Here is a 12,537-nt window from a genome sequence, read left to right on the forward strand (position 1 = left end):
GTTGTTTTGGGATTCCCACATCCTTTCCCACTTAGCCACGAATTAGGGGCCTTAGCTGTAGGTCCGGGTTGTTTCCCTCTCCACAACGGACGTTAGCACCCGCTGTGTGACTCCCGGATAGTACTCTCAGGTATTCGGAGTTTGATTGGGGTTGGTAAGACGGTAAGTCCCCCTAGCCCATTCAGTGCTCTACCCCCTGAGGTATTCATCCGAGGCGATACCTAAATATCTTTCGCGGAGAACCAGCTATTTCCCAGTTTGATTGGCCTTTCACCCCTAACCACAGGTCATCGGAGTCTTTTTCAACAGACACCCGTTCGGTCCTCCAGTGAGTGTTACCTCACCTTCAACCTGCCCATGGCTAGATCACTAGGTTTCGGGTCTAATACAACGAACTTAGCGCCCTATTCAGACTCGCTTTCGCTGCGCATACACCTATCGGCTTAAGCTTGCTCGTTAAATTAAGTCGCTGGCCCATAATACAAAAGGTACGACGTCACCCAGAACGTATCTTGGGCTCCGTCTGTTTGTAGGTATCCGGTTTCAGGTCTATTTCACTCCCCTCGTCGGGGTGCTTTTCACCTTTCCCTCACGGTACTAGTTCGCTATCGGTCAATGAGGAGTACTTAGGCTTGGAGGGTGGTCCCCCCACGTTCAGACAGGATTTCACGTGTCCCGCCTTACTCAAGGACATATCATTGCATTACCCGTACGGGACTATCACCCTCTGAGGTCCAGCTTTCCTGACTGGTTCCGGTTGTCTTTGATATGCCACTGGCCTGGTCCGCGTTCGCTCGCCACTACTAACGGAGTCTCTGTTGATGTCCTTTCCTCCGGGTACTTAGATGTTTCAGTTCCCCGGGTTCGCTTGAAACCCCCTATGTATTCAGGAGTCTCATACCTTCAACTGATAACCGAAAATCCAAAACCACCCTCACTTGCGTGATGATGACCTTAGAGTTTCGGCTATCGAAGGTGGGTTTCCCCATTCGGAAATCTATGGATCAAAGCCTCTTCGCGGCTCCCCATAGCTTATCGCAGCGTAGCACGTCCTTCATCGCCTCTCATTGCCAAGGCATCCACCGAATACCCTTAAGACACTTGATTGCTCTCATTATCAATATCCACACACTCGGCAGAGTTTGCTGCACGCTGCTTTGCGCCTAAACGCAAAATCCGCACCCCGGCGGTCAAGCCGTGCGCACTTCATGCAGCTGGATATGATTTAGAAAGACCAGTTTGCTTCGTAAGATCGAACCGACAACGAGGCGGTCAAGCTTCGTTGAAAAGGAATAACGATGCGGAAGCTTTGCAAGCAAAGCGTTCGCACTCAATTCCTGGAGATTATGATTGCGGCACCCGCAATTGCTTGCAGATCCGAACCTCGGAACGATCTCCTCTTTACGATGTCATAAATCCCGCAGTCGATCTCGTAAGACCGACAAGCGAAGTTATACCGCGGACTAAATCAGGCGCTGCCCATATGGCGCGCACTGTCTGAACACACTGAATGTCTTGAAGTTGTTTTCGTCTCGATCACTCATCAGCATCCAACCAAAGTTTCTGGTGGAGGCAGACGGGATCGAACCGACGACCTCATGCTTGCAAAGCACGCGCTCTCCCAGCTGAGCTATGCCCCCGTTCCAGAAGACGAATGCTCAACGCTAAAGAACAACGTTTTGCAGATGCGATGCTTGCGCATGTGATGTCGACGTCAGCAGCAGCCTTGAAAGCAAAGCGCGCAAATATGGTGGGCCTGGGAAGACTTGAACTTCCGACCTCACGCTTATCAAGCGCGCGCTCTAACCAACTGAGCTACAAGCCCTAACAACAAAGGACTGCGCTCGGCTCATCGACATGACCTTGCGATCAAACGCCAATAAGCAGCACGAGCACGCCCCAGCGTGTGTTCGTCCGCGAAGAAAGAGAAACGAAGACGGCGGTGTCCCGCCTATGCAGCTCAGACATTGATCCAATGTCTGGCCACTGATGTTTCAAAAGAGGATCGATAGAAGCAAGCTTCTGAAGATCCATCCTTAGAAAGGAGGTGATCCAGCCGCAGGTTCCCCTACGGCTACCTTGTTACGACTTCACCCCAGTCGCTGACCCTACCGTGGTCAGCTGCCCCCTTGCGGTTAGCGCACTGCCTTCAGGTAGAACCAACTCCCATGGTGTGACGGGCGGTGTGTACAAGGCCCGGGAACGTATTCACCGTGGCATGCTGATCCACGATTACTAGCGATTCCAACTTCATGGGCTCGAGTTGCAGAGCCCAATCCGAACTGAGACGGCTTTTTGAGATTTGCGAGAGGTCGCCCTTTTGCATCCCATTGTCACCGCCATTGTAGCACGTGTGTAGCCCAGCCCGTAAGGGCCATGAGGACTTGACGTCATCCCCACCTTCCTCGCGGCTTATCACCGGCAGTCTCCTTAGAGTGCTCAACTAAATGGTAGCAACTAAGGACGGGGGTTGCGCTCGTTGCGGGACTTAACCCAACATCTCACGACACGAGCTGACGACAGCCATGCAGCACCTGTGCTCTATGCCCCGAAGGGAAGGTTCCATCTCTGGTACCGGTCATAGACATGTCAAGGGCTGGTAAGGTTCTGCGCGTTGCGTCGAATTAAACCACATGCTCCACCGCTTGTGCGGGCCCCCGTCAATTCCTTTGAGTTTTAATCTTGCGACCGTACTCCCCAGGCGGAATGCTTAAAGCGTTAGCTGCGCCACTAGTGAGTAAACCCACTAACGGCTGGCATTCATCGTTTACGGCGTGGACTACCAGGGTATCTAATCCTGTTTGCTCCCCACGCTTTCGTGCCTCAGCGTCAGTTATGGGCCAGTGAGCCGCCTTCGCCACTGGTGTTCTTGCGAATATCTACGAATTTCACCTCTACACTCGCAGTTCCACTCACCTCTCCCATACTCAAGACTTTCAGTATCAAAGGCAGTTCTGGAGTTGAGCTCCAGGATTTCACCTCTGACTTAAAAACCCGCCTACGCACCCTTTACGCCCAGTGATTCCGAGCAACGCTAGCCCCCTTCGTATTACCGCGGCTGCTGGCACGAAGTTAGCCGGGGCTTATTCTTACGGTACCGTCATTATCTTCCCGTACAAAAGAGCTTTACAACCCTAGGGCCTTCATCACTCACGCGGCATGGCTGGATCAGGCTTGCGCCCATTGTCCAATATTCCCCACTGCTGCCTCCCGTAGGAGTTTGGGCCGTGTCTCAGTCCCAATGTGGCTGATCATCCTCTCAGACCAGCTACTGATCGTCGCCTTGGTAGGCCTTTACCCCACCAACTAGCTAATCAGACGCGGGCCAATCTCTCGGCGATAAATCTTTCCCCGTAAGGGCTTATCCGGTATTAGCACAAGTTTCCCTGTGTTGTTCCGAACCAAGAGGTATGTTCCCACGCGTTACTCACCCGTCTGCCACTGACGTATTGCTACGCCCGTTCGACTTGCATGTGTTAAGCCTGCCGCCAGCGTTCGCTCTGAGCCAGGATCAAACTCTCAAGTTGGACTTGAAACTTTAAACCGGCTGATCACAACGTATTGACGAGGTCCCACCATACTAAATCAACCAAACCGAAGTTCGGCCAATCTGCTGTCCGCGCTTCACAGCGCTAACAACGATGGTGTTAACCTTTGTTCAAAACGTGTACCGCCGAAGTCTTTCGTCCGGCCCCGTCTCAAGAAGCCGAAGCTCCCATCGAACGAGACCCGCAAGGACTCCGCCGTCCACGTTTCTCTTTCTTCAATTTAACTTGTCAAACAGCCCGACGCAGATGCGTCAATCTCCCCAGGAGGGAGAAAATCTTGTCACTCAATCACCCGACAACAGATCAGCAGCCGACACCTATCGGCTACTGAAACACTCTTCGCGGTGATGAGCTTCCGAGACACGAACAACCGCCCGGGCTGGTAGGCCCCGGCGCCGCTGCGCTCAGTGGCCGGGTTATAGGCCCCCTCACCCGAAACTGTCAACGCCATTCGTCAGAAAATCGTCACGTGCTGTGGAGGAGGCCTCAGGGCCCAAAAAGCGTAGGTTTTACAGGGGTGACGCCGTACAAGAGCCACATTCCTCCGACGTTCTGAGCATGCCTTGTGCAAAGATTCTGCGTCGCCTCTGAAACTTTTTGGGGGTGGTCGAACCGGATCTGGGCCCAACGGTCTCTCGAAAGAACGAGCTGCGTCATCGCAGTGCGCTTTTGGGCCAAAGAGAACACAGCGAAAGAGTTTGCAGCATTGACGTTCGTCCATTCGGCCAGCATTTTGGCGCGCACTGTTCGACCGTCGATGCGATGTGCTTGGGGAAGACTCTTCGCATGATGCTGGGAATTCGGGGGATGTCGGCTTGAATCACGGACTGTCACGCGGTGGCGCCTATAATCGTGAGACCGGGATGATTGATCTCGGCCACGAGCCGCCGCTATCCGTTGATGGCTCCGAAGCCGCAGTCATCGATCGTCGCCGCGTCTCGGTACAATGGTTCAGTGGTACTATCCTCACAGGTCTCTGCGGCGCGGCTCTGATCGGCGGCGCCGTTTTTGCGTCGCTTGACGGCGAGATGACCTTTGCCAAGGTACCGGAGCGTGTCGAAGGCGCGCTGCGCGGCGCCTTCAGTGCCACCGACAAACAAGCAAGCCTGCATAAGAGTGACCGCCTGCCGCCGCCGAGCGACTCTTCCGCCGCGCGCCAGGTACTCAAAGTCTCCACCGTCACCCGCGTCGGCAATCGCGACGTCATGCGCGTGCGGCCCTTCATCCGGATTTCGGGCAATCTGGCGATGGCGACCAGCGATCTCAGCGCCAAGATCCCGCCCTTCAATGCACAGCGCCTGCTAACCGATGTCGGCAGCCCCGCCCCGAACAGCGACGACGCCGCGGTCAATCCGAATGCCGTCGAGCCCGATGCCGAAGTCTCCTTCGTCACCCGCGATCTCGGTCAGGTACTGCCGAAAGCCAAGATCGGCGCGAGTGTTGCCATCGATGAAGTCCTGATGCGCGTGCGCGACGCCTCCAACTGGCGCGGCAATACCGGCGTTCGCTACACGACGGTCGCCAGCGCCACCGGCGATATCGGCGGCCAGCCCGACATGAAGATGGCCTATGCCGCCGAAGGGACCACAGCCGATCCTTATGCCGGCTTCGAAACCCGTATCGTGCCGGAAAACGTCACGCTGCTGGCCAAGACCAAGGATCAGGCGACCGGCGGCAACCCGAATGGCGAGCGTATTCACATCGTCAAGAAGGGCGACACCATCCTGACCATCCTGCGCGACCAGGGCGCGATGCCCGAGGAAGCCAAGGCCATTGCCACTACGCTGGGTGCCCGCGGCCGCGACGGCGGACTGAAGGAAGGCCAGAAAGTTCGAATCCTGATGTCGCCGGCCGGACCTGGCCAGCGCTTACAGCCGTATCGCGTGATCGTCGCCAACGACTCCACTATCGAAGCTGTCGCCGCTCTCTCCGATCTCGGCAAATACGTCGCCGTCGACGTCTCCAGCATGAACACCGTCGCCGAAGCGCCAAGCGCATCGGATGATGACGAGGAGGATGACGGCACCGGCGTGCGGCTCTATCAGAGCATTTACGAGACGGCACTGCGCAACAAGGTCCCGGCTACTGTCATCGAGGACATGATCCGGATCTACTCCTACGACGTGGATTTCCAGCGCAAAGTACAGCCCGGCGACTCGTTCGACGTGTTCTTTGCCGGCGAAGACGAAGGCGCCACCATCACCGAAAAGACCGAAGTGTTGTTCGCTTCGCTTACGGTGGGCGGCGAAACCAAAAAATACTATCGCTTCCTGACCACCGACGACTCGGTCGTCGACTACTATGACGAGACCGGCAAGAGCGCGAAGAAGTTTCTGGTCCGCAAACCCGTCAATAACGCCATCATGCGTTCGGGCTTCGGCGGACGCCGCCACCCGATCCTCGGCTACACCAAGATGCATACCGGCGTGGACTGGTCGACGCCCTACGGCACTCCGATTTTCGCATCCGGCAACGGCGTGATCGAAAAAGCAGCCTGGGAAGGCGGCTACGGCAAATATATCCGCATCAAGCACAACAACGGCTACGAGACCGCCTACGGCCATATGTCGGCCTTTGCCAAGGGCATGGAGCCCGGCAAGCGCGTGCGGCAGGGTCAGGTCATCGGCTTCGTCGGCTCCACCGGCATGTCCACCGGCGCCCATGTTCACTACGAAATTCTGGTCAACGGCCGCTTCGTCGATCCGATGCGCGTGAAACTGCCGCGTGGCCGCTCGCTAGAAGGTCCGATGATGGCCGGCTTCGAGAAGGAACGTGACCGGATCGACGGTCAGATGACCATGCGTGGCCCGGGCGCCCGCGTGTCCGACGCAGGCGTGACCGGCGCGGTGCCACCAGCACGGCCGACGACCAGCCGCTAAATCCGTATTTTTCGCGTTGTTCTGCGCGTCAGCCGCGTGGGCTAGGGGACGCTCGGGACAGTGGCAAAAGAGACGCTGAGGTCCGGCGATCAATCCGCGGCGAGCTCTGCAGACCCGATCAGGTGAACGCCCGGCGAGCCGGTCACGGCTGCCTCGATCAATGCGGCGGCGATCTTGTCTGCCGGACTGATCCGGTAGCTGCGCGGCAGAACCGGACCCAGCACACCGAGCACCGCCGCAGCGACGTGCTCGCCCAGCCGGAATTCGTCGCGATCACCGCCGATCAGGCCTGGCCGCACAATCGTCAAAGACTGAAAGCCGATCGCCTTCAGCGCTTCCTCCACTTCGCCTTTGGTACGCGGATAGAGCAGCTTTGAGCGCGCATTGGCACCCACCGACGAATTGAGCGCGAAACGGCTAGCGCCGTGCTTGCGCGCCAGCCGGGCGACTTCAAGCGGGTAATCATGATCCACAACGCGAAACGCCTGATCCGAGCCGGCCTTGGCGCGCGTCGTCCCGAGCGCACAGATCACGCCATCGACATCCCACCAGTCGGCCTCGGCTGGCAGCCGATTAAAATCGACCAGCGGGTTGTCGAGCCTCGCATGCGCCGCGAGCGGCCGCCGCGTCGGCGCAACGATGCGCGTGATCCGACTGTCGGCGAGCGCTTTGGCGATGACATGGCGGCCGACAAGGCCGGTGGCGCCGACCACGAGGATGCGGGTCATGATCTTCTCCGACGTGGAAACGGCCTGAACCGTGAGGTTCAGGCCGTTTCGTTGCGTTTAAACCCGTGCCGTTAGTTCAGCTGCCGCTTCGGCACCGGCGCCTCGAACTCAGCGATCTCCGCGGTCCGGGCCGGCTTGCCGTTGAAGGTCAGGACGTTGCCGGCGGCGCTTATGTCGACATGGTCGCCGTCCTTGACGTCGCCGGCGAGGATCATCTCGGCCAGCGGATCCTGGACGTTGCGCTGGATCACGCGCTTGAGGGGACGGGCGCCGTAAGCGGGGTCCCAGCCCTTGTCGGCGAGCCAGTCGCGGGCATCGTCGTGCAGCACCAGCGTGATCTTGCGATCTTCCAGCAGCTTGGTGAGCCGCGCAAACTGGATCTGGACGATTCGGCCCATTTCGCTCTTCTGCAAGCGGTGGAACAGGATGATCTCATCGACGCGATTCAGGAATTCCGGCCGGAAATGGGCGCGGACATTGCCCATCACCAGGTCGCGCACCGCTGACGTATCCTCGCCCTCGGGCTGGTTGACCAGGAATTCCGAACCGAGATTCGACGTCATGATGATCAGAGTATTGCGGAAATCGACAGTGCGGCCCTGACCATCGGTCAGACGACCATCGTCGAGCACCTGCAGCAGCACGTTGAACACATCTGGATGTGCCTTCTCGACTTCGTCGAACAGAACGACCTGATAGGGCCGCCGCCGCACAGCTTCGGTCAGCGCGCCGCCCTCATCGTAGCCGACATAGCCCGGAGGCGCGCCGATCAGGCGTGAGACCGAGTGCTTCTCCATATATTCGGACATGTCGAGACGAACCATCGCGGTGTCATCGTCAAACAGGTACGACGCCAGCGCCTTGGTCAGCTCGGTCTTGCCGACGCCGGTGGGGCCGAGGAACATGAACGAGCCGATCGGCCGGTTCGGATCCTGCAGGCCTGCCCGCGACCGACGCACCGCCGTCGCCACAGCACGCACGGCTTCGGCCTGGCCGACGACGCGCTCGCCGAGGCTCAGCTCCATCCGCAACAGCTTGTCCTTCTCGCCTTCGAGCATCTTGTCGACCGGCACGCCGGTCCAGCGCGAAACAACCTGCGCGATGTGATTGGCGGTGACCGCCTCTTCCATCATCTCGGAATTCTCGTTGGCTTCGATATCGGCCAGACGCTTTTCAAGATCGGGAATCCGGCCATAGGCCAGCTCACCGGCGCGCTGATATTCGCCGCGGCGCTGCGCATCGGCCAATTCAAGGCGCAAGCCATCGAGCTCGCTCTTGAGCTTCTGCGCATTCGACAGCTTGTTCTTCTCGGCCGACCAGCGCTGGGTGAGCGCGGCCGATTTCTCTTCGAGCTCGGCGAGTTCCTTCTTGAGCGTTTCGAGCCTGCTCTTCGAGCCTGCATCGGTTTCCTTGCCAAGCGCCTCCTGCTCGATCTTGAGCCGGATGATCTCGCGGTCCATCGAATCGAGTTCTTCGGGCTTGGAATCGACCTGCATCTTCAATCGCGCCGAAGCCTCGTCCATCAGGTCGATGGCTTTATCCGGCAAAAAGCGATCAGTGATGTAGCGGTTCGACAGCGTCACGGCAGCGACCAGCGCAGAGTCCGTGATGCGGACGCCGTGATGCTGTTCGTATTTGTCCTTGAGGCCGCGCAGGATCGAGACGGTGTCTTCCACAGTCGGCTCAGCCACGAAGATCGGCTGGAAACGCCGCGCCAGCGCCGCGTCCTTCTCCACATGCTTGCGATATTCATCGAGCGTGGTGGCGCCGATGCAATGCAATTCGCCGCGGGCGAGCGCAGGCTTCAGCAGGTTGGACGCATCCATCGCGCCATCGCCCTTGCCGGCGCCGATCAGCTGATGCATTTCGTCGATGAACAGGATGATGCCGCCCTCGGCCGAGGTCACCTCGCCGAGCACCGCCTTCAGCCGTTCCTCGAACTCGCCGCGATATTTCGCGCCAGCGATGAGCGCACCGAGATCGAGCGACAGCAGGCTCTTGTCCTTCAGGCTCTCCGGCACGTCGCCATTGAGGATGCGCAGCGCGAGACCTTCGACGATGGCGGTCTTGCCGACGCCGGGTTCGCCGATCAGCACGGGATTGTTCTTGGTTCGCCGCGACAATACCTGAATCGTGCGGCGGATTTCCTCGTCGCGGCCAATCACCGGGTCGAGCTTGCCATCACGCGCAGCCTGGGTCAGGTCGCGGGCATATTTCTTCAACGCGTCATAAGCGTTTTCGGCCGTGGCGGAATCCGCCGTGCGGCCCTTGCGCAGCGCATTGATCGCGGCATTGAGATTTTGCGGCGTGACGCCGCCCTTGTTGAGCAGGCTGCCGGCCTCCGAATCCTTGTCGAGCGCCAGCGCAAGCAGCAGCCGCTCCACGGTGACGAAACTGTCGCCGGCTTTTTCGGCGGCCTTTTCGGCGGCATCGAAAGCGCGCGCGGTCGCCGGCGCCAGATAGACCTGCCCGGCCCCTGCGCCCGAGACCTTGGGCATCTTGCCCAGCTCGGTTTCCGTCGCCTTCAGGATGGCGCGGGAGTTGCCGCCGGCGCGGTCGATCAGGCCACCGGCCAGACCTTCGCTGTCGTCCAGCAGGACTTTCAGAATGTGCAGCGGCGAGAATTGCTGATGTCCCTCGCGCACGGCCAGTGACTGCGCCGACTGGATGAAGCCGCGCACCCGTTCGGTGTATTTCTCAATATTCATTGTGTGTTGTCCCTCGGCCTGCCCTGTCCGCCTCGAAAGCACGGATGGGGCATCTTCATTGGGTATCCGCAGGCCGCATTGATGGTGGTCAACCGGCTGCGGTCGTCGCTGGCGTCAAAACCAGCTTGATGCAAATGTGGGCAGCCAGTTCCCGAAACGGAAGGGGTCCGCATAAAATTCCAATCGGCCAGGCGATGGCGCCGCGGGCCCAAATCTCTTAAGACCGGAACCATGCCAGAACAGTCTTACGCCAGCGTTGCCAGCATCTACCGCTATCCGGTGAAGGGCCTGACGCCCGAGCCTCTGGAACAAGTCACGCTGAAGCCCGGTCAGACCCTGCCGGCCGACCGGCGCTATGCCATCGAGAACGGCCCGATCGGGTTCGACCCGGCAGCACCGCAATATTTTCCCAAGACCCAGTTTCTGATGCTGATGCGCAACGAGCGCCTGGCGGCGCTCCGCAGCCACTACGACGACGCCAGCCATACGCTGACAATCCGGCAGGACAATCTAGCGGTGGCGCGAGCCGACCTGCAGACGACCGAAGGACGTGCAGAGATCGAAGCGTTCTTCGCGAAGAATTTTGCCGATGAATTGCGCGGACCACCCAGGGTGTTGTTCGCGGACGGCCATAGCTTTTCGGATGTGCCGCGCAAGGTGGTGTCGATCATCAACCTCGCCAGCGTCAAAGATCTCGAAAAGGCCGTCGGACAGCCGGTGCATCCGCTACGCTTTCGCGGCAACGTGCATGTAGCGGGCTGGCCGGCCTGGCATGAATTCGACCTGATCGATCGGACGCTCGCTATCGGCAGCACCCGGTTCAAAGTGGTGAAGCGCATCGTCCGCTGTGCAGCGACCAATGTCGATCCGGATACGGCCGCACGAGATCTGACGATTCCGAAAACGCTGCTGCAGACCTATGGTCATGCCGATTGCGGAATTTACGCTGAGGTCATCACCGGCGGCACGATCACCGCCGGCGATAAGATCGTCGTCGCAGAATAGACGAACTCAGCTCGTCGGCATCACGTAGGCGTAAACGCGACCACGCGAATACACCGACTCGGCGACGCGGTTGCCGTGATTGCCGGAGACGATGATCGGATTGCCCTTGGCATCGACGCCGGAGACGACACCGACATGACCGCCGCGACGACCGCGCGACATCACGGCGATGGCGCCGACCTGCGGACCGGAGATGCGCTGGCCATAGCTCGAGAACGAGCGCGCCATATCAGACCCGGTGCCTTGATGGCCGGTGCGCTTCAATACGAGGTTCATGAACGCTGCGCACCACAAGCGACCGCGCGCCGTCGGATTGCCGCGGCCGATGAAGCTGCGCGCTGCATCGACGATGCCCGAACCGCCGAAGCCGCCGGAAGGCTGGTTCATGCTTGCATTGGCGTTATTGAAATTTGTGGAGTCGCCGAACGAAGGCGCCTGCTGTTCGACTCGGGCACTGCGCCGTGCATACCGCGCGCGATGCCGCGTGCTGTGTGTGTACTTGCCGACGTGGTGCGAATGACGCGAAGCGCCGTGATGAGGACGTGCCGACGCGGGAGAGACTGACGCGAGAACTGCCGCCGAACACACCGCAAGAGCCGAGATGCGAAGTGCACGGCGATACGCAAAGAACTGAACCATACCGAATTTTTCCTCTTAACACCCCCGAACCCCATCGGCCCAAATACGCGGGCCAACAATCGGGACGGGCGTGGTAACGAAGTTGGTATGGCGATAACAAGACCTAGAACGGTTCAAGTGACGATTTTTTAACGGCGACATCGGAGTGAATCGCTTCAACTTCAACGGACGCCATACGTATAGACATAGCAGCCACCCATTCGACAGAATGGGCGCTTATATTACCTATTCGAATTAGCTTTTACGCACATCTTTGGCGTGTATCGCAGGCCGACACACGGCGTGAAAAACCGCATCAAATGCGGTATTTCTGTTTCCATCAGGCAGAAATCTACACGCGATCAGGGTTGCGCCGATTTACTCGCGCGGCTCAGCAGGAAAACGCCCTGCTCCCCGAACATGTTCCAGAACCACCACGGCGCATTGAGGCGCAGCGGACGGCCATAGAGATCGAGCGCAACGGCGCGCTCCATCTTCACGTTGATCTCGTCGCACAGCTGCACGAAGTCCTTGATGGTGCAGAAGTGAATGTTCGGCGTGTCGTACCACGTCGCCGGCAGATTCTCCGTACGTGGCATGCGGCCGCCGACAAGCAACTGCACGCGCATTTTCCAGAAGCCGAAATTCGGAAACGACACGATCGCGCTGCGGCCGATGCGCAGCAGATTTTCCAGCACGACGCGCGGCTGCCGCGTCGCCTGCAGCGTCTGCGACAGGATCACGTAGTCGAACGCATCGTCGGGATAGTTGATCAAGTCCGTATCGGCGTCGCCCTGCACCACGGCAAGACCCTTGCCGACGCAGCGGTTGACGCCTTCGCGCGACAATTCGATGCCGCGGCCGTCAATGCCGCGGCTTTCCAGCAGCTGCAGCAGATCGCCATCGCCGCAGCCCACGTCGAGCACCTTCGAGCCCGGCTTGATCATCTCCGCAACCAGGAGGTGATCGCCGCGATAGTCCTGCGTGCCGCGCGGCGCCGGCGTCGCCACCGCAGAGTTCAGCGGCAAGGTCTGTTGTGGAAACGCCATCT

At 59.2% G+C, this 12,537-nt stretch carries 6 protein-coding genes, 2 tRNA genes and 2 rRNA genes (1 of these 10 cut by a window edge); 2 read left to right on the forward strand and 8 right to left on the reverse strand.

The genetic code is table 11. The features are described from left to right. The 4 genes from AB7813_RS16750 to AB7813_RS16765 all read right to left on the reverse strand — a co-directional run. Nucleotides 1-1,107: ribosomal RNA gene (locus tag AB7813_RS16750) — 23S ribosomal RNA — on the reverse strand (it extends 1,713 nt beyond the left edge of the window). Between the two features lie 457 nt (nucleotides 1,108-1,564). Then, a tRNA-Ala gene (locus AB7813_RS16755) sits at nucleotides 1,565-1,640 on the reverse strand. A gap of 108 nt (nucleotides 1,641-1,748) precedes the next feature. Then, a tRNA-Ile gene (locus tag AB7813_RS16760) sits at nucleotides 1,749-1,825 on the reverse strand. Nucleotides 1,826-2,040: 215 nt separating this feature from the next. Then, nucleotides 2,041-3,527, reverse strand: a 16S ribosomal RNA gene (locus AB7813_RS16765). The 16S and 23S rRNA genes sit together here with 2 tRNA genes alongside, the layout of an rRNA operon. Before the next feature lie 836 nt (nucleotides 3,528-4,363). On the opposite strand from AB7813_RS16765, the gene AB7813_RS16770 reads away from it, so the two are divergent. Beyond that, nucleotides 4,364-6,427: a M23 family metallopeptidase gene (locus AB7813_RS16770; RefSeq protein ID WP_439065106.1), complete on the forward strand. Its 2,064-nt coding sequence runs from the start codon at nucleotides 4,364-4,366 to the stop codon at nucleotides 6,425-6,427. Between the two features lie 89 nt (nucleotides 6,428-6,516). Here AB7813_RS16770 and AB7813_RS16775 read toward each other — a convergent pair whose 3' ends face one another. After that, nucleotides 6,517-7,155: an NAD(P)H-binding protein gene (locus AB7813_RS16775; RefSeq protein ID WP_439065107.1), complete on the reverse strand. Its 639-nt coding sequence runs from the start codon at nucleotides 7,153-7,155 to the stop codon at nucleotides 6,517-6,519. 71 nt (nucleotides 7,156-7,226) lie between these two features. Continuing rightward, nucleotides 7,227-9,863: an ATP-dependent chaperone ClpB gene (gene clpB / locus AB7813_RS16780; RefSeq protein ID WP_439065108.1), complete on the reverse strand. Its 2,637-nt coding sequence runs from the start codon at nucleotides 9,861-9,863 to the stop codon at nucleotides 7,227-7,229. Nucleotides 9,864-10,094: 231 nt separating this feature from the next. Between clpB and AB7813_RS16785 the strand changes: the two genes are divergently transcribed. Continuing rightward, nucleotides 10,095-10,868, forward strand: coding sequence for an MOSC domain-containing protein (locus tag AB7813_RS16785; RefSeq protein ID WP_120287234.1), 774 nt, complete (start codon nucleotides 10,095-10,097; stop codon nucleotides 10,866-10,868). Between the two features lie 6 nt (nucleotides 10,869-10,874). Here the strand turns inward: AB7813_RS16785 and AB7813_RS16790 are convergent, their stop codons facing one another. Then, nucleotides 10,875-11,507, reverse strand: a complete 633-nt coding sequence (locus AB7813_RS16790) for a TIGR02594 family protein (RefSeq protein ID WP_439083981.1) — start codon at nucleotides 11,505-11,507, stop codon at nucleotides 10,875-10,877. A gap of 341 nt (nucleotides 11,508-11,848) precedes the next feature. Next, nucleotides 11,849-12,535: a methionine biosynthesis protein MetW gene (metW, locus tag AB7813_RS16795; protein ID WP_231079073.1), complete on the reverse strand. Its 687-nt coding sequence runs from the start codon at nucleotides 12,533-12,535 to the stop codon at nucleotides 11,849-11,851. Nucleotides 12,536-12,537 lie beyond the last annotated feature (2 nt).

It is taken from the genome of Tardiphaga sp. 20_F10_N6_6, from assembly GCF_052076045.1.
Classification (GTDB): domain Bacteria; phylum Pseudomonadota; class Alphaproteobacteria; order Rhizobiales; family Xanthobacteraceae; genus Tardiphaga; species Tardiphaga robiniae.

What these genes read in the sequence shown, in the direction of transcription:
- AB7813_RS16775 (WP_439065107.1), bottom strand. Translation starts at nt 7,155, where the DNA reads ATGACCCGCATCCTCGTGGTCGGCGCCACCGGCCTTGTCGGCCGCCAT.
- AB7813_RS16785 (WP_120287234.1), top strand. Translation starts at nt 10,095, where the DNA reads ATGCCAGAACAGTCTTACGCCAGCGTTGCCAGCATCTACCGCTATCCG.
- clpB (WP_439065108.1), bottom strand. Translation starts at nt 9,863, where the DNA reads ATGAATATTGAGAAATACACCGAACGGGTGCGCGGCTTCATCCAGTCG.
- AB7813_RS16790 (WP_439083981.1), bottom strand. Translation starts at nt 11,507, where the DNA reads ATGGTTCAGTTCTTTGCGTATCGCCGTGCACTTCGCATCTCGGCTCTT.
- metW (WP_231079073.1), bottom strand. Translation starts at nt 12,535, where the DNA reads ATGGCGTTTCCACAACAGACCTTGCCGCTGAACTCTGCGGTGGCGACG.